Origin of the sequence: Sorangium sp. So ce406, assembly GCF_051474675.1 — a bacterium.
Lineage (GTDB): Bacteria > Myxococcota_A > Polyangia > Polyangiales > Polyangiaceae > Sorangium > Sorangium cellulosum_G.
Genome location: NZ_CP150340.1, coordinates 12,181,373 through 12,201,922 on the forward strand (window position 1 = coordinate 12,181,373; position 20,550 = coordinate 12,201,922).

13 protein-coding genes and 1 pseudogene are annotated in these 20,550 nt (G+C 73.1%); 4 read left to right on the forward strand and 10 right to left on the reverse strand.

Annotated elements, in window-relative coordinates; genetic code table 11:
- Positions 1-34: 34 nt before the first annotated feature.
- On the reverse strand, positions 35-2,191 hold the full coding sequence (locus WME96_RS45765; protein ID WP_437287839.1) for a cytochrome C peroxidase: 2,157 nt from the start codon (positions 2,189-2,191) through the stop codon (positions 35-37).
- A 138-nt stretch (positions 2,192-2,329) separates the two neighbouring features.
- Here WME96_RS45765 and WME96_RS45770 point away from each other — a divergent pair, with 138 nt between their 5' ends.
- Both WME96_RS45770 and WME96_RS45775 read left to right on the forward strand, forming a co-directional pair.
- Positions 2,330-3,337, forward strand: a complete 1,008-nt coding sequence (locus WME96_RS45770) for an Rpn family recombination-promoting nuclease/putative transposase (protein WP_437287840.1) — start codon at positions 2,330-2,332, stop codon at positions 3,335-3,337.
- 156 nt (positions 3,338-3,493) lie between these two features.
- Positions 3,494-5,164, forward strand: a complete 1,671-nt coding sequence (locus WME96_RS45775) for a 5'-nucleotidase C-terminal domain-containing protein (protein WP_437287841.1) — start codon at positions 3,494-3,496, stop codon at positions 5,162-5,164.
- 47 nt (positions 5,165-5,211) lie between these two features.
- Here WME96_RS45775 and ribB read toward each other — a convergent pair whose 3' ends face one another.
- Positions 5,212-6,387, reverse strand: a complete 1,176-nt coding sequence (ribB, locus tag WME96_RS45780; protein ID WP_437287842.1) for a 3,4-dihydroxy-2-butanone-4-phosphate synthase — start codon at positions 6,385-6,387, stop codon at positions 5,212-5,214.
- Between the two features lie 192 nt (positions 6,388-6,579).
- A complete protein-coding gene (locus WME96_RS45785) occupies positions 6,580-7,260 on the reverse strand; it encodes a glutathione S-transferase family protein (RefSeq protein WP_437287843.1) in 681 nt (226 codons plus the stop codon).
- A 229-nt stretch (positions 7,261-7,489) separates the two neighbouring features.
- On the opposite strand from WME96_RS45785, the gene WME96_RS45790 reads away from it, so the two are divergent.
- Positions 7,490-9,679 (forward strand): prolyl oligopeptidase family serine peptidase, encoded by a 2,190-nt coding sequence (locus WME96_RS45790; protein WP_437287844.1) that lies wholly within the window; start codon positions 7,490-7,492, stop codon positions 9,677-9,679.
- Positions 9,680-9,790: 111 nt separating this feature from the next.
- Here WME96_RS45790 and WME96_RS45795 read toward each other — a convergent pair whose 3' ends face one another.
- The 7 genes and pseudogenes from WME96_RS45795 to WME96_RS45825 form a co-directional block, all read right to left on the reverse strand.
- Entirely contained in the window at positions 9,791-10,723 is a 933-nt protein-coding gene (locus WME96_RS45795; RefSeq protein WP_437292426.1) for an aliphatic sulfonate ABC transporter substrate-binding protein, read from the reverse strand.
- Positions 10,724-10,837: 114 nt separating this feature from the next.
- Positions 10,838-11,953: pseudogene (locus WME96_RS45800) on the reverse strand (sigma-54 interaction domain-containing protein); the annotation flags it as partial.
- A 158-nt stretch (positions 11,954-12,111) separates the two neighbouring features.
- The gene (locus WME96_RS45805; protein ID WP_437287845.1) at positions 12,112-12,723 is read right to left on the reverse strand and encodes an NADPH-dependent FMN reductase; all 612 of its coding nucleotides are present in this window, start codon (positions 12,721-12,723) and stop codon (positions 12,112-12,114) included.
- A gap of 209 nt (positions 12,724-12,932) precedes the next feature.
- Complete coding sequence (locus tag WME96_RS45810; protein ID WP_437287846.1) at positions 12,933-16,643, reverse strand: thioester reductase domain-containing protein; 3,711 nt, start codon at positions 16,641-16,643, stop codon at positions 12,933-12,935.
- 142 nt (positions 16,644-16,785) lie between these two features.
- Entirely contained in the window at positions 16,786-17,508 is a 723-nt protein-coding gene (locus WME96_RS45815; RefSeq protein ID WP_437287847.1) for an HAD family hydrolase, read from the reverse strand.
- Positions 17,509-17,627: 119 nt separating this feature from the next.
- Entirely contained in the window at positions 17,628-17,984 is a 357-nt protein-coding gene (locus WME96_RS45820; protein ID WP_437287848.1) for a c-type cytochrome, read from the reverse strand.
- Between the two features lie 13 nt (positions 17,985-17,997).
- Positions 17,998-19,506 (reverse strand): PQQ-dependent sugar dehydrogenase, encoded by a 1,509-nt coding sequence (locus WME96_RS45825; RefSeq protein ID WP_437287849.1) that lies wholly within the window; start codon positions 19,504-19,506, stop codon positions 17,998-18,000.
- A gap of 267 nt (positions 19,507-19,773) precedes the next feature.
- On the opposite strand from WME96_RS45825, the gene tam reads away from it, so the two are divergent.
- Entirely contained in the window at positions 19,774-20,544 is a 771-nt protein-coding gene (tam, locus tag WME96_RS45830) for a trans-aconitate 2-methyltransferase (RefSeq protein WP_437292427.1), read from the forward strand.
- Positions 20,545-20,550: the final 6 nt, after the last annotated feature.

Genomic DNA, 20,550 nt, shown 5'->3' on the forward strand with positions numbered 1-20,550 from the left:
CACGGGCGGTCCTCGTCGCGGCCCGTCGCGGCGATCACAGCGACTCCAGGTAGGTGACCAGCGCGCGCCGGTCGTCGGCCGACAGGTGGGCGGTGTGGCCCATGGTGTCGCCGACCCCCTCGACCAGCGCCAGCAGCGTCGGGTAGCGGCCGTCGTGGTAGTACGGCGCGGACCGGCCGATGAAGCGCAGCGAGGGCGTCTCGAAGGCGCGCGCGGCGTCGAAGCGGGTCGCGCTCCGCACGTCGTGGCGGGCGCCGTCGGTGGTCAGCTCGTCGCCGAGGTGGCAGCTCGAGCAGCCCGCCTTGCTGCTGTGGAAGAGCGCGTCGCCGCGCGCGACGAGGTCGGCGCGCGCGGCGGCGGCGCTGGCGGCGGGCGGCACCACGGTCACCGCGCGCTCCTCGGCCGCGAGGGCCGCCGCCTCGCCGGGCGGCGCCATGCCGCGCAGGTAGGCGAAGAGCGCGTCGCGCTCGTCCGGGCGCAGGCCGCTGCCGCCGAGCCGCGACATCGTCCGGGCGAAGTGGCCCTCCAGGTCCTTCTTGTCGCCTTCCCATCCGTATGGCGCGGTGCCGTCGAGCCGCCCCATCAGCATCGGCGTCTGGCGCGGGCCCTCCGGCGTCGACCAGGTGAGCGCGTCGTCGCGGCCGTCGGGGTGGCAGCTCGCGCAGGCGCGGCCGTCGAACGCGGTGCGCCGGTCGCCGGCCGCGTGGAAGAGCCGCTGGCCTTCCGCGCGCAGCTCGTCGAGGCGCGACGCCCGGGGCAGGACGACGACCGGCAGCTCGCCCGCGGGCTCCTTGCTGGGCGCGCGGTGCTCGGTCGGCCCCGGGTCGCGGGCGGCGGGCAGGATCGTCAGCTCGCCGTCGAACCGGGAGAAGACCACGGCGCGCCGGCGCGCGCTGTCCACGGCGATGGCCGTGGGCCCGGCGCCCACGCGGGCGCGGAAGAGCTCCCGGTCGCGCACCGACCCGACCCGCGGCGGCTGTCCGGGGATCTGCGCGCGGGCGTCGTAGGCGATCACCTCGTCGCGGCCGAGGCAGGTGACGAGCAGGACCTCCTCGCCGGGCTCGATCGCCGCCGCGCGCGGGAGCTGGCAGCCGAGCGTCCCGAGGCTGCTCGAGACGGGCGGGACGTCCGCGCGCTCGCCCGCCGCGTCGACGACCGCGATGTGCTCGATCACCGTCTGGGCGCGCGCGCCGCCGTAGCCGCCGCTGCCACGCGTCTCCGGCCCCGGATCGACGAGGGCGATGGGCGCGAAGACGGCGCCGCTCGGCGCGCGCGCCAGCGCGAAGCCCTGCGAGCCGCGGCGCGCGACGCGCGACGCCGGGCGGCGCGCCACGACGGGCGCGCCGCCGAACGGATCGAAGGCCGCGCGGCGCGCGGACGCGCTGGGCGTGGGCGCGCTCGACGCGGGCGGCCTGAGCGGCTCCGGGGGGAGCGCGATGGACATGAACTTCTTCGACAGGAGCGGCTGAGGTCGCCACTCGACCCCGTCGGTCGAGAGCTCCCGCGCCCCGGTCGGCGCGCCGCCCTCGCCGAGCGCGACCACGCTGATGCGGCCGCCGACCGCGTGGGAGACGAACGCGCGCTGGCCGTCGGCGGACGCGACGACCGCGCCGGGATCACGCGCGAGCGGGAGCTCGCCGAGCCGCCGGAGGTCGTCGGTGGCGAAGCTGGTGAGCGCGTGGTCCCACCGGCTCGCGACGAGCAGCGTCGCGCGGTCCGGCGTCATCGCGAGCCCCACCGGCTCGCTCGCCACCGGCACCAGGCAGCGGCGGGCGAGCGGCGCGGCGGCGTCGGCGGCCTCGAGCACCTCGAGCAGGCCGCGGTCGCGCAGCGAGGCCACGACGCGCCCGTCGCCGAGCACGATCACCTGGGCGGGCCGGCCCGCGAGCGGCGTGCGCGCGATCGCGGAGCGCGTGTCGAGGTCGACGGTGTGCAGGGCGGCGTCGTCCTCGTCGGCGACGAAGGCGAGCGTGCGGTCGCCGAGGCCCGCGAGGGCGACGCCGGAGCCGGCGTGGGTCGGGTCGAGGGGCGCGGGCGCTGGGCCGGCGCCGCGGCGGGCGCAGGGGGGAGGGGACGGCGGCGCGGCGAGGGCGGCGGCGGGCGGCGTGGTCGGCGTGGGGGCCGGGTCGCGGGCGCCGGGGGTGCAGGCGAGCAGGAGGAGGGCGACGGCGGTCGGGGCGGCGGCTCTCATGCCGGGACCATCGGGCGAACGGGCGAGAGTGTGACAGGCGCTCTCCGGCGCATTTTCAGATCACGGCGTCTACATCCCCGGAACTCAGAGATGGAGCCTCGCCGCCGCGCCGCGCGGCGCCCGCTGCGTGCCATCCCCATGACGCCGACCCCTCATGACGCCCTGTTCAAGTCCACGTTCAGCCAGCCGGAGCACGCCGCCGCGGCGCTCCGTCAGGTGCTGCCCGCTGCCCTGGCTGCCCGCATCGACTTCGCGTCGCTGGCGCTGCAGTCCGGCAGCTTCATCGACGAAGAGCTCGCCGCCAGCCAGAGCGACCTGCTCTTCTCCGCCAGGCTCGCGGAAGCGCCGCTGTTCATCTATGTGCTCTTCGAGCACCAGAGCACGACGCACCCGCTCATGGCCTTTCGGCTGCTCGAGTACATGGTCCGCATCTGGAAGGGCCACCTCGGGCGCCATCCCAGGTCGACGCGCCTTCCGGCGATCTTGCCGGTGGTGCTGCACCACAGCGACACAGGCTGGACCGCGGCAGTCACGTTCCAGGACGTGATCGACCTGCCGCCGGAGGTGCTGCGGCTGATCGCCGCATATGTCCCGCACTTCCGGTTCGTGCTGGACGACATCAGCAAGGAGACGGACGAGGCGCTGCGGGCGCGGGCGATGACGGCGCTGGGCCGGCTGGTGCTCTGGTGCTTCCGGCACGCGCGTCGCCCGGACGAGCTGGTGGCGCGCCTGTCCGGCTGGTACGAGATGGTCCGCGAGGTGCGCGGCGCGCCCGGCGCGCCCGGCGGTGGGGCTGCGCTGTCGCGCGTGTGGCGGTATATCTTGAACATCGCCGACCCGGCCCAGCCGAGGGAGCTGCTACAGCAACTGCTCGTGGCGGCGGGGCCGGAGGCCGAGGAGGAGATCGTGACCATCGCAGACTACCTTCGCGAGCAGGGCCGCCTGGCGGGCGAGCGGGAGGGCCGCCAGGCCGGCCGCCTCGAAGGGCAGCGAAGCACGTTGCTCAAGCTGCTCCGGCTGCGCTTCGGCGAGCTGCCCGAGCCGGTCGTGGCGCGCGTCCGCGCCGCCGACGCCGCGCAGATCGAAGGATGGACCGAGCGCGTCCTCTCGTCGCCCACGCTCGACGATTGCCTCACCGAGCGCTGATGCCGCGAAGCGCGTCCGCGCCGCGAGGCACCGGACGCCTCGGCCCTTCCATGCGGTGACGCGTGAGCTCCGTCCCTGTCTCCGCCGCCTGGCAACCGCCCCTCGACCTCCCGGCGCAGGAGCACCGGCCCGCGCGCCGGGTTATCTTCGATGGACATGACCGACCGCGCCCAAGGCACGCCCAGAGGCCCTTCTCTGCGGATCGTCTGCGTGAACGACGTGTACTCGCTCGAGAACCTCCCGCGCCTCGCGAGCCTCGTGCGGCACCACGCCGCCGGGCCGGCGGACCGCTTCCTGGCGGTGATGGCCGGCGACTTCGTCGCGCCGAGCCTCCTCTCGAGCCTCGATCACGGCAGAGGCATGATCGACTGCATGAACGCGCTGCCGATCACGCACGCCATCTTCGGCAACCACGAGGCCGATATCGATCTTCTGGAGCTCAGGGCGCGGGTGCAGGAGTTCCGGGGAACGTGGCTCAACACCAACATGCCTTCGTTCGCGCCGGCGCTGCCCACCCACGAGATCCTCGACGTCGCGAGCCCCGGCGGGCGGACGGTCCGTGTCGGCCTGCTCGGGCTGCTCGTCCACGTGCAGGGCCTGTACCGGCGGGGCGCGTTCGGGGGGTACGCCATCGAGCCGGCGAACGAGACGGCCGTCCGCTGGGCCGACCGGCTCGTCCGCGAGGAGGGCTGCGCCTGCGTCATCCCGATAACGCACCAGATCCGCGACGACGACCTCGCGCTCGCGCGGATGCAGCGCGCGCCGCGCTTCCCCGTGATCCTCGGCGGTCACGAGCACGAGGTGCTGATCGACGACGTGGACGGCTGCTGGGTCGTCAAGGCCGGCACGGACGCGGCGAGCGCGGCCATCGTCGATCTCGCGTGGCCGGCCGAGGCGCCCGCCGCCGGGGCGCACGACCTGCCCTCGGTCACCGTCCGGATCGAGGACGTCGCCGCCTACCCCGAGGACGCGGCGATGCGCGCGCGCGTGGACCGCCACATGCAAATCGTGCGCGACCTCGACGCGGCCACCCTCCTCCGGCTCCCGCCGGGGAAGACGCTGTCGTCGGTCGGGACGCGGTCGCGGCAGACCTCGCTGGGAGAGCTGATCTGCTCGCGGATCCGGGACGTGCTCCAGGCGGATGGATGCCTCTTCAACGGCGGCGGCATCCGCGGCGGCCGCGAGTACCGGGAGCGCTTCACCTACGGAGATCTCAAGGCGGAGGTCCCGTTCAGCAACGAGGTCGTTGTCGTCGTCCTGCCCGGTCGCGTCGTCCGCGAGGCCGTCGCCGCGTCGCGGTCGCGCGCCCCGGCTCAGCACGGCGGTTATCTCCAGATCGACGATCGCATGGCCACGGATGCGCGAGGCGCGCTGGCTGTGATCGACGGCCGGCCGCTGGTCGACGAGCGCGAGTACCGCATCGCGATCGTCCGGGGGCTGCTCGGCGGCATGGATGACGTCGCTCCGCTGGTCCGCTTCGCGCAGGAGCATCCGGAGGAGGTGCCGCCGGCGGACAGCGGGCGTGAGCCGAAGCTCGTGCTCGTCGAGTCGTTCGCCGTGGAGCTCTGGCGCCAGCTCGGGCCGTTCGAGTCGATCGACGCCGACCGCGACGGCGCCGTCTCGGCCGAGGAGCTGAGGGCCGCTGTCTCGAGGGCGACCTCCGAGACGCCGTCCGAGGTGGTGGTCGGCGAGATGCTGAGGGCGCTCGATCGAGACGGGGACAGGCGCGTGAGCCTCGACGAGGTCGGCGCGCTGGCCTCCTCGGAGGGAGCGCCAGCGGCTGCGGCAGGAGAGACCCGGGAGACGGCCGAGCGGCAGCCCGGGTGAGCCACGCCGGCGCGCCGCCGGCCTCGCGGCTCACCCGGCGTCGCGGCTCATCCGATCGCGCGGTCCTCCGGTTCGGCCACCCTGCCGACGCCGCCGCGCGGCGCCCGCGCCGGGCCAGGGGCCGCGCGTCCGCGCGCCGCCCCGTGCAGCTCCGGCGCGCCCGGCGCGTCGCCCGTCTCGAGGTCGAGCTCCTTCTTCGGCCCGGCGGGCCACGGAGCCCTCGAGTCGAGCAGCGTGACCCGGCGATACCCGAGCACGCCGAGCTCGCGCGCGGCGACGGCGAGCTCGAGGCCGACGCTCGCGTCGTCGTCGTCGGCCGGCGCGCCCTGTCGAGCCGGCGGGGACACGTAGATCACCGCGCCGACGCCGGCAGACTCGATGTCTCGCAGCGCCTCGAACAGCTCGGCGTCGCCGAGCAGATCCGAGACCAGCGCCGCCCGGTGGGTGTACACGGGCGCCGCGCGGTCGCCGGCCGTCGCCGGCGCGCCGAGCGTCAGCAGCAGCAGCTGGCGGTCGCCCCGGATCCTGTACGTGTGCGCCTTCCACTCGCCGCTCAACCCCGCGGGCCGGAACGGGGCGGTCCGGACGCGCGCGGCGACGTGCTCGCTCTGCACCCGGTGGCGGACCACATCGCCGATGGTGAGGACCGGCAGCCCGTGGCGCGCCGCGAAGCGCGACAGGTCCCGACGGCGCGCCATCGTCCCGTCTTCATTCATGATTTCGCAGATGACGGCGGCCGGCAGGCCCCCGGCGAGGCGCGCGAGGTCGACCGCGCCCTCGGTGTGCCCCTCGCGGTCGAACACCCCGTTGCGGCGCGCCCTGAGCGGGAACACGTGCCCCGGCGACACGAGATCGCGCGGCGACGCCCCGCGGGCGATCGCGGCGGCGACGGTGCGCGCCCGGTCGTGCGCGCTGATGCCGGTCGTGACGCCCTCGCGCGCCTCGATGCTCACCGTGAACGCCGTCGACCGGCGAGCGCCCGGCCGGGTGGCCATGAGCGGCAGCCCGAGCCGGTCCACCTGCTCCTCCGTGAGCGCGAGACAGACGAGCCCCCGGCCGTGGGTGGCCATGAAGTTGATGGCCGCCGGCGTCGCGTGCTCCGCCATCACGACGAGATCCCCCTCGTCCTCGCGCGCCTCGTCGTCGAGGAGGATGACCATGCCCCCGGAACGGAGCTGATCGAGGGCTGCCTGCACGCGCGATGTCGACGATGAACCCGTCATGGGGGCGCCCGGTGAGCACACGTCATGCCAGCGCCGCCGCCGCGTTCCCGTGCGCGCTCCCCCGGAGCCCGCGCCGCGCTGCTGCCAGGGCAGCAGCGGGTGCTGCTCGGGTGTTGCTGGCGCAGCGGCGCTGTCTGCCGCTCGCGCGCCGTCCGGGCGAGCGCCGACCGGCCTGATCGCGGCGCGGCGCGCTCAATCCGCCGCCCAGTGATGGGTCTCCTCGGGTTTCCCGCCGAACGCGGCGCTCGGGGTCGTCCAGGTGCGGAACCGCCGATCGCCGCGCACGTAGCTGCGGACGCCGTCAGCCGCGAAGAACGCCGTCATCGCGTGCCGGAGCTTCGGGAAGTCGTCGAGGAGCCCGGGCTGGAGAGGCCATATCGACTCCAGCGCGAACGCCATCGTGGCGTCGGCCAGCGTGTAGCGTCCCGCGAGGACCCAGTGCTCCGCGTCGGCGCACGTGCGGCTGAAATGCTGCTCCAGCAAGTCGAGCTTCTCGCCCGTCGCGGCCCGGTGCTCGGCGCGGATCTCGTGGAAGCGCGGGCTCCAGCACACAAGCCCGATGTCGTGCAGGAGGTCGTTGGCGGTCTCGGTCACCTCGTCGACGCGCGCGCTCTCCGCCAGCGTGTCGCCATACAGGTCCAGCTTGCGCGCCACATAGCGGTTGATCGCCTGGGACTGGGAAAGGACGAAGTCCCCGTCCTCTAGCACGGGGAGCTGACCGAACGGCGTCTGTCGCAGCATGCGCGCCTTGCCTTCCGGTCCCGACCAGAGCTCGAAGGGGAGGGTCTCGAGCTCGTACCGCGCGCCGACCAGCTCCAGCATGAGCCGCGCTGGCTCCATGCGCCCGCGCACCGGGAAGTATGTCAGCTTCATCGTCGTCCTCATCGATCGTCCTGGCGTCCCGGCGGTCACTCTATCGCAGCTCGTCGGCCCGGGGGCACCGGCCCGGCGGCGCGGCGGCCGTCGCGACGCGGCCCTGCGAGGAGCGCTCCCGGGGCCCTCTTCGAGGACGATGGGCCCGCCGCGCGGCGGCTGGTTCGCGGCGCCTCCGGGGGCTCTTCTCGCCTGGAAGGCTCGCGTGGACGACGCTAGCGTGAGCGCCATGCTCGCCGCGAGACACACGATGGCCGCGCTGATGCTCCTCACTGCGTGCCGCGGAGCCGACCCGACCACCGCGCGCCCTGCGCCGCCGCCGCCGAAGGCGACCGCGCCGAGCGTCAGCGCGCCCTCCAGCGCCCCGGTCCGCGCCTATCCGCCGTCGAGGATCGTCGATGTGGTCCACGTCCTGCACGAGGTCCCGGTGCCGGACCCGTACCGCTGGCTCGAGGACGGCGAGTCCGACGAGGTCCAGGCGTGGACGGCGGCGCAGGACGCCTTCGCGCGCGCCGAGCTCGCGAAGCTCCCCGAGCGCGACGCGCTCCTGAAGCGGTTCCGGGAGCTCTATGACATCGAGCGCGTGGGCGCGCCGCTCCAGCGCGGCGGCCGCTACTTCTGGACGAAGAGATCGGTCGGTCAGGAGAAGGAAGCCGTCCAGTGGCGCCAGGGCAAGGCGGGTGAGCCGAAGGTGCTGCTCGACCCGAACGCGTGGTCGTCGGACGGCAGCGTGTCGCTCGGGAGCTGGCTCCCGAGCTGGGACGGCCGGTACGTCGCCTACCAGGTCAAGAAGAACAACTCCGACGAGGCGACGCTCGAGATCCTCGACGTCGCGACTGGCAAGAAGCTGCCCGAGGTGCTCGAGGGGGCCAAGTACGCGGACAGGACGGCGCTGGCGTGGGACGGAAAGAGCGCGGGGATCTACTACGTCAAGGTGCCGCCGCTCAGCCGCCGGAGCCCGGCGGCGGACCGCCCCGGTCTGGCCGAGATCCGGTATCACGCGCTCGGCGACGACCCCGCGAAGGATCGCCTGATCCGCGAGGCCACGCGCGACCCGAGGACGTTTCACCAGGTCGCGGCCTCGCGCGACGGCCGCTGGCTGATCGCCACCGTGCAGCACGGCTGGGTGTCGACGGACGTGTACATCCAGGATCTCCGCGCGGGGAAGAAGGCGGAGTGGAAGCCGCTCATCAAGGCGCAGCCGCACATCTACCTGGTCGAGCCGCACCGCGACCATCTCTACATCCTGACCGACGACGGCGCGCCCAACTACCGTGTCTTCCGCGCGGATCCCCGGGATCCCGCGCGAGATCGCTGGGTCGAGGTCGTCCCGGAGCGGCGCGACGAGAAGCTCGATCGCCTCGAGATCGTGGGCAATCGGCTCGGCCTCGTCTACCTCAAGGACGTCGCCGCGCGCCTCGAGATCCGGGAGCTCGACGGCCGCCCTGCCCACGAGGTGAAGCTGCCCGGCGTCGGGAGCGTCAACACGCTGAGCGGCGATCCGGAGGCGGACGAGGCGTACTTCACGTTCGAGTCGTTCACCGCCCCGCTCGAGGTCCACGGGCTCTCGGTGCCAACGGGGCGCACGGAGGTGACGTACCGGACGCAGGTGCCCGTCGACACCGCCGCTTACACGACGGAGCAGGTCTTCGTGACCTCGAAGGACGGCGCGCGGGTGCCGATGTTCGTGCTCCGGAGGAAGGACGCGCCGCGCGACGGGAAGGCGCCGGCCGTGCTCTACGGATATGGCGGCTTCTCGATGGCGCTCACGCCGAGCTTCTGGTCGAAGGCGTATCCATGGCTCGAGCGAGGAGGGGTGTTCGCCATCGCCAACCTGAGGGGCGGCGGCGAGTACGGCGAGACGTGGCACCGCGCGGGGATGCGGCACGACAAGCAAAACGTCTTCGACGACGTCATCGCCGCCGCGGAGCACCTGGTCCGCCAGGGCTACACGCGACCCGATCGGCTGGTCATCGAGGGTCGCTCGAACGGCGGGCTGCTCGTGGGAGCGGCCATCACGCAGCGCCCCGACCTCTTCAGGGCGGCGCTGTGCCAGGTGCCGTTGATGGACATGGTCCGATACCACCTGTTCGGGTCGGGCAAGACGTGGATCGAGGAGTACGGCTCTGCCGACGACCCGGACGACTTCCGCGCGCTCCTCGGCTACTCCCCGTACCATCGGGTGCGCAGCGGGACGGCCTACCCTGGCCTCCTCGTCATGTCGGTCGACAGCGACGATCGCGTCGACCCGATGCACGCGCGCAAGTTCACGGCCGCGCTCCAGGCCGCCTCGACGGGCGGGCCCGTGCTGCTCCGCATCCAGGAGAAGGCCGGGCACGGGGGCGGCGACAGGGTCCAGTCGACGGTCGAGGAGCTCGCGGACGCGTACGCGTTCGCGCTGTCGCAGATCGCCCGCTGACGCGGCGGCGCTCGGCGCGAGGCGGGCTCTCGGCCGGGCTCCCGGTGGCGCGGCGGGGCGCCGCGCGCGGTCGAGATCGACGCGACGGCCAGCGACCTGCGCGACGCGGACCTATCCGGCTCGCCCCCCGCCCGCCGCGCACGCGACGGCGCCCGCCGCCTCGCAGCGCGCCGCCGGATCCCACCGCGACGGCGGGGCCCACTGCGCCTCGGCGACGCGGATCGGGTGCGGGATGAGCCGCAGCTTCAGGAACGCGTCCGCGACCTCCTGCTGGGACGCCACGAGCTCGGCGTCGAGCGCGCGCAGGCCGAACCGCCGCCGCTGGAGCGCCGCGACGAGCGCCGCCTGGGGCAGGCCGAGCTGCGGCGCGAGGAGCGCCGCCGCGGCCTCGGTGTTCGCGTTGGCCCACTCCCCCACGGCCTTCACCTCCGAGAGGAAGAGCTGCACGAGGTCGGGGTGGGCGTCGGCGAAGCCCCGCGCGCCGATGTAATAGGCCCTGTTGGCCGCCAGCCCGCGCCCGTCGCGCAGCACCCGCGCCCCCGTGGCGTCCCTGACCGACGAGAGCATCGGATTCCAGATCGCCCACGCGTCGACCTCGCGGCGCTCGAACGCCGCCCGGGCGCCCGACGGCGGCATGAACGTGACGTGCACGTCCTCGTACCGGACGTTCGCCTCCTCGAGCGCCCGGATGAGCAGGTAGTCGACGTTGGAGCCCTTGTTCAGCGCCACCGTCTTGCCCTTGAGATCCGCCACCGTCCGGATCGGCGAGTCCCGGTGGACGATGATCGCCTCGCCCTCGGGCGCCGGCGGCTCGGCGGCGAGGTACACGATGGGCGCGCGCGCCGAGAGCGCGAAGATGGGAGGCCCCTCTCCCACGAGGCCGAGGTCGACCTGCGTCTCCCGGAGCGCCTCGGCGAGCTGCGGGCCGCCGGGGAACTCGACCCACACGACCTTCACGCCGCGCTCCGCGAGCGCGCGCTCGAGCGAGCCCTTCAGCTTCACGAGCCGCATCAGCAGCCCGAACTTCTGGCACCCGATCCGCACCGCCTCGATCGAGGCGCCCCGCTCCTCGCCGTCGCACGCCGCCTCGTCGAGCGAGCATGGCCCGCTCGAGATCGGCCCGGACTCGGGCGGCTCGTTGCCGCCGCGCGATCGCGGCGAGCGGGCGAGCTCGCCGAACTGGACGAGCCGGGCGCGCACGATGTTCCTGCTGATGCCGAGCAGCCGCGCGGTCTGCAGCTGGTTCCGGTGGCAATAGCGGTAGGCCGTGCGCATGAGGACCTCCTCGATGTGCTCGTGCAGGCCCGGGCGGTTCTGCTCGAACAGCGCCAGCAGGGCGCTCTCCAGCGCGGCCAGCGGCGCCTCGGGGGTCGCAAGGGGCGCCTCGGGGGCCGCCCTGCCGCCCGGCAGCGCCCGCAGCGACGGCGCCGGCACGGACGCCGGCGCCGGCGGCAGCGTGGACGCCCTGGGCTGGAGCGCGGTCAGCCGCAGGTCGACGGGGGTGATCCGGTGGCCCTTGCACACGAGGAGCGCGTGGTGAATCGCGTTCTCGAGCTCCCGGATGTTCCCGGGCCACGGGTGGTCCAGGAGCCGCTGCGCCGCCTCCGGGGTGAGCTCGGCCGGCACGGCGCCGACCCGGCTCGCGTGCACGGCGAGGAAATAGCGCGCGAGCGGGAGGATGTCGCCCGGCCGCTCGCGCAGCGGCAGGAGCGAGACGGTCGCGACGTTGAGCCGGTAGTAGAGGTCCTCGCGGAAGTGCCGCGCGGCCACCGCCGCCTCCAGGTCGACGTTCGTCGCGGCGATGAGCCGCACGTCGATCGGGATCGGCTGGCGCGAGCCGAGCCGCACCACCTCGCGCTCCTGGAGCACGCGCAGCAGCTTCACCTGGAGCTGCAGCGGCAGGTCGCCGACCTCGTCGAGGAACAGCGTGCCGCCGTCCGCCGCCTCGAACCAGCCCGCCTTCGCCGTGGTCGCCCCGGTGAAGGCCCCCTTCTCGTGGCCGAACAGCTCGCTCTCCACCAGCGACTCCGACCAGGCGCCGCAGTTCACCGCCACGAACGGCCGCCGCGCCCGGTGGCTGAGCGCGTGGATGTGACGCGCCACGATCTCCTTGCCCGTCCCGGTCTCGCCGGTGACCAGGAGCGTGGCGTCGCTCGGCGCGAGCCGACGGATGCGGTCGAGCAACGCCCTCGATCGCTCGTCCTCGAAGACCACAGCCTTGGCGCGAATCGATAACGACATCGCGCCCGGGTTCGGAAGCGTGAGCAATGGCATTGTCATGGGTGCTGAGCGCCAGTTTAACAGACGCGACATCCACCATAGCGGACGAATGTGACGTTCGCCAGGTGACGCGGTGCGCCAGGTAGGGTGCTGACGTGGTCTAATGTGTGGCGGTGTAGGTGGCGGCTGGCCGCCAGGCGGCGGAGCGCGGGCTACATCCCGAAGGGGTACTTGCGCAGATCGATGGCGCCGCTGGCGCGGACCTGCTGCAGGGCCTTGCCGTACTGGAGGAGGAGGCCCAGCGCATAGTGGAGCCGCTCGCGGATGCGCTCGTCATCGGGGGACTGCGGCGCCGCCGGATCGTTGAGGAGGCCGCGGACGTTGCGCACGATCACGTGGTCCGGGATGTAGCAGAGGTAGTTGTTCTTGTAGCTGCTCATGCGCAGCTCGGCGATCGGGTAGGCGCCGCCGGCGCCCGCGGAGACCGCGACGATGAGCGCGGGCTTGTGCGCGAGCTCGCCGCGCGTGCAGAGGAGGAAGAAGTTCTTCAATCCGGCGGGGACCATGCCGTGCCACTCCGGCGTCACGATCACGAAGGCGTCGGACGCGGTGAGCTCTGCGGAGATCGGAGACCAGACGCGCTCCCATTTCTCCGACGGCTGCCCGGCCTCCGGGTCCCAGAGCGGAAGCGGGTTGTCGGCGAGATCGAGCGCGTAGGTCGAGGTGACGTCCGGCGAGGCCGCCAGCTGCTGCTGCACGTAGCGGGAGACCTTCCCCGACTCGGATCCATTGCGGTGACTGCCTGAGATGACAGCGAGCTTCATGATGTCTGCGTGCGGCGGGCGACGGGGCCCGCAGCGCTCCTTGTTATGGGGTGATGATCACGGGATGTCGCGCGGGATGCTACCCCGCGCTCGCTCGGCGGGTCGAGGGATCATCGGCCAGCGACGGGGGACGGGCCGCTGCGGGGCGGATCCCTCGGGCGCGCCTTCGTCGAGCGCGCACCGTGACGATGGGCGGGCGTCGGCCGGCGTCAGGACGCCGCCGCGCGCGCGGCGGCAGGACCGATGAGCCGGAGGGCCACCATGTCGTCCAGGTACTTGTGAATGAGCTGCTCGCTCACGTGCGGCAGGGCCGCGAGATCGCCCGACGCCTCCCGCGCCGCGAGCTGCTGGAGCCGGGCGAGGAGGCGCTCGGCGTCGAACACCTCCCCGTCGGCGCGCGCCGGGCGCTCCCACGCATGCAAGATGGGGAGCGGCGAGAGGTGCCGCTGACGCTCGCCGAGCTGCGTCAGCCGGTCCCGGAACGCCGCGTACCACGCCGCATACTCGTCGACGCGCTCGATGGGGTAACCCGCCGATCTCACCCACGCGACGATGACGTCGAGCGAGATGCCGTCATCCCAGTGGGGGTTCACGACATGGTACGTGGCGTGGCTCGCCCTCTCCCCCGTACCGGCGGGCGGCTGCTGGTGATGGACGGCGACGGCGGCGATGCTCCGCGCCACGACGTCCACGGGGAGGCCGTCATAGTGGCCGGCGTGGTCCGGTCGGGCGTCCTGGTAAAACGATCTCGGCGCGAGGGCCGTGTACACGAGGCCGCACAGGAGCCTCGTGAAGAAGTCGGGGACGTTGATCTGCCCGCGGTACAGGCGATGCGCCATGATGCCGCTCGGGCGAACCACGTTGACGGGCAGGCCGAGCGTGTCGCGCGCGTCCCGGAGCAGCACCTCGCTCGCCCACTTGCTCGCCGCGTACCCGGCGGCGTAACCGCCGTCGAGCGGGCGCTCCGGCCAGAGCGCCCGTATGTCCTCGTCCTCCCGGAGGGGGCCGCGCCGGCCGAGCCCGCTCACCGCGCCGATGGTCGACACGTAGTTCATCGCCTTGACGCGGCGGGCGACGGCGAAGCGGATCGCCTCCACCGTGCCGAGGACGTTGGGCTCGAAGAGCTGCGGGTAGCTCAGGGCGTGGTTCACCAGCGCGCCGTTGTGCACGACGCAGTCGACCTCCGAGCAGAGGTGCGCGTACACGTCGTCCGGGAGGCCGAACCTCGGCTTCATGAGGTCGCCGGCGAGCACGACCAGCCGGCCGTGCCCCGACAGCGCGTCGAACCTGCCCAGGAGGACGGGGTCGGACGCGTAGGCCGCGCGGAGCCGATCGAAGGCGAGGGCGTCGTCCCGCGAGCGCACGACGCAGTAGAGCCGGCCCTCCTCGGGCAGCCGCTCGAGGAGCTCCAGCGCGAGGAACCGGCCGAGGAACCCGTTGGCGCCGGTCAGGAGCGCCACCCGGGCCCGCGCCGGCAGCGCCGCGGCCGGCGCCGAGCGCGCCGCGGCCGCGAGCTCGTCGGGGCCGAGGAACCTGTCGAGCCGCAGGTCCGCGGCCCGCACGACGTCCGCGCCGGCGCCGTGCACCCCGTCGAAGGTCGCGGGGCGCCGGGCGGAGCCGCTCGCCAGGGCGCGCTCCAGGTGATCGACGATCGCGCGGACGCTGCTCGTGGGGTCGAGCACGAGGCCCACGGGCACGGCCACGCCGGAGATGTCCTCGACGACGCTGCTGAAGCGGGCGGCGGTGAGCGAGTCGCCGCCGAGCTGGGCGAAGCTCTGCGGGCCCCGCGGCTCGACGTCGGCGAGCCCGAGCGTGGCCTCCAGGGCCCTCTTCACCACCACGTCGGCGGGCGGCGCCGTCGCGCCGAGCTCCTCGTGGAGCTCGCGGAGCTGCTCGATCTGGGCGCGCTCGATCGTCGCGTACATCGCCTCGAGGCGCGCGCCGTACCTGGCCCTGAGCCGCGCGCGCGCCGGCTTCTGCGTCTCCGTGAGCAGGCCGCCCTCGCTGGTGAACGGATCGCGCTCGACCAGGAAATCGCGCGGGATCTCGTAGGCGCGGAGCTGGTTTTCCCGGGCGATGCGGTCGATCTCCTCGCGCAGGAGCTGCTTGACGGCCGCGTCGTCGGGCTCCGCCCCGCGCCGCCGCAGGTGCGCGGAGGCGGCGTGGAGATCGGGGACGACGACGGCCAGGAGGTACGAGCGGGCGCTGTTGCCGTACAGGAAGACCTGGTGGATGAAGGGGCTGCCCGCGCTGTACAGGACCTCGAGCCGCGAGGTCGCGACGAACTCTCCTTGCGACAGCTTGAGGACGTTCCGCGCGCGATCGATCCAGACGAGGGTGTCGGGCCCGCGCTGCTCGAGGATGTCGCCGGTGTTCATGAGCCCTTCTTCGTCGAAGAGCTCTCGCGTGGCCTGCTCGTTCTTGTAATAGCCGGGCACCATGAGGAGCGAGCGGAGATGCAGCTCGCCGCGCGGGTACGGCTCGTCCGTGGTGCGGTAGCCGAGCTCCGGCACGTCGACCAGCCTGAACGCGGTCACGACCTCGCGATCCAGCCGGCCGTCGAACGTGAGGGAGGCGGCCTCCGTGGTGCCGTAGCCCTCGACGACGGGCACCTCGAAGCAGCGCTTCAGGAACGAGAGGACCTCGGGCGGCGTCGGCGCCGAACCGATGCTCGCGAGGAGCAGGCGATCGCCGAGCAGCGACGCGCGCATGTCCGCCATGATCTCGTGCTCGATCCGCTCTCGCGCGATGTCGAGATCGCGAGAGCGCTTCAGGAGCTCGGCCTGGAACTGCTGGTGGATCATCTCCGCGATGCGCGGCACCAGGAACAGCGTGGTGGGCCTGGCCAGGCGGATGTCCTCGAAGAGGGTGGACATGTCGCTCCTCAGCACGAAGTGCGTGACCCCGCCGCGCATGAGGGAGCGGCCGACCTGGGTGCGCCCGATGAAGTGGTTCATCGGGCTGTAGTTGAGGCCCACGTGCGGCAGGACCTCGAGGCGTGCGTCGTGGCTCCTCGTGAACAATTGCTGCCAGTAGCGGCACCAGAGGCTCTCCGGGACCATCGCGCCCTTCGGCGAGCCGGTGCTCCCGGACGTGTACATGAGCGTCATCAGCGGGTCGCGCTCGCCCCGCGCCTCGGGCAGGACCTTCGGCGCGATGCCCTGCTGCCGGCCGAGGCGCTCCACCTCCTGCTGGGTCCGCACGGCGACCCGGCGGCCGCCTGTCTCCAGCGCGCGCAGGGCTCGTTGCGCCCGATCGAGCTCGTCCCGCGCGCGTCGATCCCCGTCCACGAGGTCGATGACGACGATGCCTCGCACCGAGGGGCACCGCGGCAGCACGGCCTCGAGCCGCGCGAGCTGGTCCACGCTGCACACGACGCACGCGAGCTCGGTCTCGGTGACGATGTGCAGCAGGTCCTCGGGGATCATGTTGGTCTGCATCGGCACCGAGACGGCGGAGAGGTAGAGACAGGCGAGGTCCGCGACCACCCAGTCCGTGCTGCCGAACCCCATGATGCCCACGAGATCGCCGGTGTCCGCGAGCCGGTCGTGCCGGAGGCCGCTGGCGAACGCCTCGACGCGAGACCACACGTCGGCGTAGCTGTCGGCGCGGAACTCCGGCAGAGGGCGCGGCGAGCCGTCGCGGCCCGGCGCCGGCGCCGCTGTGTCGAGCGCGCGGCGGCCGAGGCAGGGGCGATCCGCGTACAGCGCGAACGCCGTCGCCACGGACTCGATCGTGGTCCGACAGCCCCGGATCTGCGCCAGCACCTCCGGTGACGGCAGCGCCCGCCGGAGCTCCTCGTCCGTCTCGAGGAGCCGGGCGCACCGCTCCAGCGATCTCGTCAGCAGCGTTTCATTCGAGTCGTCGTTCTGGAGGAACTCCGGTTCTCGTGGCTCGCGGATGTCGCTCGAGGGGTCCATGCGCGCGGACCTTGAGCGGCGCGCGCCACGGGGCAAGCCTCGGCCCCCCGTGGGGCCGCTGCGCCGCGCCGTCGACCGCGGCGGCGATCGCTCGCGTGCTCGCCCGGCCTGCGGGCGATCTCGTGGGTGCTGTCGGACGGAGCTAGACGTACCGCTGCTGCGGGGTCGCCTCGGCCTGGGGAGCGGTGCTCGCGCCCCCGGCCCCCTCGGCGAGCGGCGAGCTATCGAGCTGCGCCAGGAGATCGGCCGGGCCGTCGTAAACGGCGATGGCGCCCGCGAGCCCGCTGTCGGTCCAGCCGCCCGAGCGGAAGCCGATCGTGCGCAGGCCAGCCCGCGCCGCGGCCTCGATGTCGTACGGCGTGTCGCCGATCATCACCACCTCGCCGGGCGGCAGCCCGAGGTTCTGGAGCGCCGCCTCCACGATGTCCGGGTCCGGCTTGGACTTCTCGGCGTCGCTCGACGACGTGGCGCTCTCGATGACGCCGTTTGCGCCCGTGAGCTTGAGGAGCTCGCGCAGCTTCTCCTTCTGGGCGGAGCTCGCGATGACGATCTTGAGGCCGCGGCGGTGGAGCTCTTCCAGGAGCTCCTTCGTGCCGGGGAAGGCGCGGAGCCCGGGCAGGAGCTGTTCCATGAAGATGTCCGAGCAGCGCGCGCTGATCTTCTCCCCTTCCGGGCTGTCCTTGGAGATCCCGGTCACCTCGGGCAGCAGCTTGTCGCCGCCCATGCCGATGCGCCGCCGCACCTCCTCGAACTGGACCTTGTGCCCGAACTCCTCCAGCGCATCGACCCAGGCGCGCGCGTGCGCGTCGTTGCTGTCGATCAACGTGCCGTCGACATCGAAAATTACGCCGCGAATGGGTGCCATGACCTGGATCCTCTCCTGTTGTTGCCGATTTGCCTGGCGTGCGATTCAGCCTCTCCGAGGCGGCCTGTCTGCCGGCGGGAGCTCGCGCCGGGCGCGTCGCAGCGCCCCCGGCCGCGCGCTCAATCGCCCTTCTCGTGGGTCCTGATGGACATCATGTAAGCGATGATCGCGTCCACGTCGGCGTCGGAGATCTCCTTGTCCGAGAAGGCGGGCATCGCGCCGAGCCCGCTCCGGATCTGGAGCTTGATGGCCGCCGCGGGCGCGGGCTTGTTGTTGAGCCCCGGCCCGAGGCCTCCTGCTCCGCCCGGGTGGCACTGGTGGCATTGCTTCATGAAGACGACCTCGCCTCGCCGCTCGGGCGGCTCGTCGAGCGGCGGTGGCCCGAGGATCGGCTCGCTCCTTCGGGACGAGCCGCACCCGATCGCGAGCCCGAGGGACGAGGCGAGGAGACCGCAGAGGACAGCGCGCACGATCATGGTGTCTCCTCCTTCAACCTGCGGTGGCGGCGCGGGTGATGCGGAAGAGCGCGCCCGTGCCCTGCTGCGGTCTGGCGCCGCGCTCATCCATGAGCATGACGCCGAAATCGACGACGTAGAGCGACCTGCCCGTGCGGTCGAAGCGCACGGAGATGGGCCGCTCGAGGCCGCCGGACTTGAGCCGCGACGCGGGACCGTTGTCCTTGCCGCGGTTGACCGCGAAGTCGCGGATGACGCCGGTCTTCAGGTCCACCCGGACGACCTTGAAGCCCACGGGGTGCAGGACCTTGCCGACGTCGGGCGCCTGATCGCCGAACTGGGCGACGAACGCCTCGCCGGCGAAGCCGAACGACGGGTCGCGCGCGATGTCGATGCCGTTCGACGAGCTGTGCACGGCGAAGAGCGCGACCGGCTGCGGCGGCGGGTTCGGCGGCGCCTCGAGGAGGGTGGGGGGCGTCGGCCCGCCCGGTGGGGCATAGCGATCCTGCGAGACCAGGCGGCCGTCGGCGAAGTCGGGCCAGCCGTACCAGGTGCCCGGCGTCACGGCCCAGAGGGCGTCGGCGTTGCCCCAGACCGGGCGGCTTCCCCGGTCGTCATAGCCGTTGTCGGTGACGAACAGCTTGCCGTCCGGCGAGAACGCGAGCCCGAACGGGTTGCGGAACCCCCAGGCGACGAGGTTGAGCGTGCCCCCGCGCACCGGCACGCGCATGACCGCGCCGCTGCAAGGCACCTTCCCCGGGATGACCTGCCCCTTCTGCGTCTGCGTGCCGAACGGGACGAACGCGCCGGTCGTGACCTTGTCGTCCTCGTCGCGCGGCGTGAGCGGGTTCGACGAGGTGAGCGCGGCGCCCGTGAGCGTCACGTCCTTGCAGGGCACGTCGTGGAACTCGGGGTGTCGCTTCAGCCACCCGAACTTGTGGTTGTCCTCGCCGACGATACCGCTGTTCGTGGCCGTGCCCTGGCCGAAGTAGATGAACCCGTCGGGGCCGACGACAGGCCCGTTCGTGTGGTGGTCGCCGAAGCTCGGGAGCCCCGCGACGAGCGTCTGCTTCTGGCCGTCGGGCGCGATGCGGAGGATCCGGCCGCCCTCGGTCACGCCGCCCTCCGAGATGATGAAGGCGCCGTCGGCCCAGGCGACCCCGGTCCACGGCGGGTTCTTGCCCGTCGCGACGACGGTCGTGCCGCCGCCCGGCTCGATCCGGAGGAGCCTCGGCGTGGTGAAGACCTCACCGTAGGAGTAGCCGGACTCGGTGACATAGACATGTCCCGCGTCGTCGAACGTGACGCCGGTCGGGAAGTTGAGCCCCGTGGCGACCACCTCGATGACGTATCCACGGGGCAGCGCGATGTCCGACGTGCGGATCGTCCTGGTCGGCGGCGGCGGCTTCGTCGTCTCGCCGCCGCCCGAGGACGAGCGGGCGCTGACGCAGCCTGGCGCCGCCGCGAGCGCGGCGAGCGCCACGAGGAGGGTGGGGCCCGGTCGAGATCGCGGCGGTGGACGGTTCGTGGCTTGGGCGTTCAAGAGATCTCCCTCGGATGCGTGCCTGGGCGCGACGGCGCGCCAGCGGCCGGCCGGCCGAACGGCGCGTGGAAGCGCGCCGCGGCCTTCGGGGCGCGGCCCGAGCAACGTACATGCCGGGCATGGCGGCGCCCAGACTGCGCGCGCCCGCGCCACGTGGTTGCCCGCGTCGTGGCGGGTTGGTGTGGCATGGGGCAAATCGCCACGCAGCCCCCGCGCGTCGTCGGGGAGGAGCTCACGTTCTGTTATGCTGGCCCGCTGGAGGGCGCGATGGCGAGCTGGGATCCTGCGCAGTACCTGATGTTCGAGGACCAGAGGGCGCGACCGGCGGTCGACCTGCTCGGCCGGGTCGCCCTCGCCGTGCCGGGCGAGATCGTCGATCTCGGCTGCGGGGCCGGCAACATCACCCGTCTCGTGGCGCAGCGCTTCCCGGAGCGGGCCATCGTGGGGGTCGACAGCTCTCCGGAGATGCTGGCCCGGGCGCGCGCTGCGCTGCCGGGGGCGCGGTTCGTCGAGGCAGACATCGCGCGCTTCGCGCCGGCCGCGCCGCCGGCGCTGATCTTCAGCAATGCCGCGCTCCACTGGCTCGATGATCATCCGGCGCTGTTCCCGGCGCTCCTCGGGCGGCTGGCGAAGGGCGGCGTGCTGGCGGTGCAGATGCCGAGAAACCACGGCGCGCCGTCGCACACGGCGATGGTGGAGGCGAGCCGGATGCCGCGTTTCCGCGGCAAGCTGGCGGCGGTGGTGAGGGAGAGTCCGGTCGCGGAGCCTCGGGGGTACTACGAGGCGCTGGCGCCGCACGCCGCGCAGATCGAGATCTGGGAGACGGAGTACCTGCATGTCCTCGAGGGCGAGAGTCCGGTGGTCGAGTGGACCATGGGGACGGCGCTGCGGCCGCTGCTCGCGGCGCTCGACGACGGCGAGCGGGCCGATTTCCTGGAGGAGTATGGGCGGCGGGTGGCCGCGGCGTATCCGAAGGCGGCGGATGGGAAGACGCCGTTCCCGTTCAGGAGGTTATTCCTCGTCGCGAGGGCGAGGTGAGGTGAT

What these genes read in the sequence shown, in the direction of transcription:
- WME96_RS45765 (WP_437287839.1), bottom strand. Translation starts at nt 2,191, where the DNA reads ATGAGAGCCGCCGCCCCGACCGCCGTCGCCCTCCTCCTGCTCGCCTGC.
- WME96_RS45770 (WP_437287840.1), top strand. Translation starts at nt 2,330, where the DNA reads ATGACGCCGACCCCTCATGACGCCCTGTTCAAGTCCACGTTCAGCCAG.
- WME96_RS45775 (WP_437287841.1), top strand. Translation starts at nt 3,494, where the DNA reads ATGACCGACCGCGCCCAAGGCACGCCCAGAGGCCCTTCTCTGCGGATC.
- ribB (WP_437287842.1), bottom strand. Translation starts at nt 6,387, where the DNA reads ATGACGGGTTCATCGTCGACATCGCGCGTGCAGGCAGCCCTCGATCAG.
- WME96_RS45785 (WP_437287843.1), bottom strand. Translation starts at nt 7,260, where the DNA reads ATGAAGCTGACATACTTCCCGGTGCGCGGGCGCATGGAGCCAGCGCGG.
- WME96_RS45790 (WP_437287844.1), top strand. Translation starts at nt 7,490, where the DNA reads ATGCTCGCCGCGAGACACACGATGGCCGCGCTGATGCTCCTCACTGCG.
- WME96_RS45805 (WP_437287845.1), bottom strand. Translation starts at nt 12,723, where the DNA reads ATGAAGCTCGCTGTCATCTCAGGCAGTCACCGCAATGGATCCGAGTCG.
- WME96_RS45810 (WP_437287846.1), bottom strand. Translation starts at nt 16,643, where the DNA reads ATGGACCCCTCGAGCGACATCCGCGAGCCACGAGAACCGGAGTTCCTC.
- WME96_RS45815 (WP_437287847.1), bottom strand. Translation starts at nt 17,508, where the DNA reads ATGGCACCCATTCGCGGCGTAATTTTCGATGTCGACGGCACGTTGATC.
- WME96_RS45820 (WP_437287848.1), bottom strand. Translation starts at nt 17,984, where the DNA reads ATGATCGTGCGCGCTGTCCTCTGCGGTCTCCTCGCCTCGTCCCTCGGG.
- tam (WP_437292427.1), top strand. Translation starts at nt 19,774, where the DNA reads ATGGCGAGCTGGGATCCTGCGCAGTACCTGATGTTCGAGGACCAGAGG.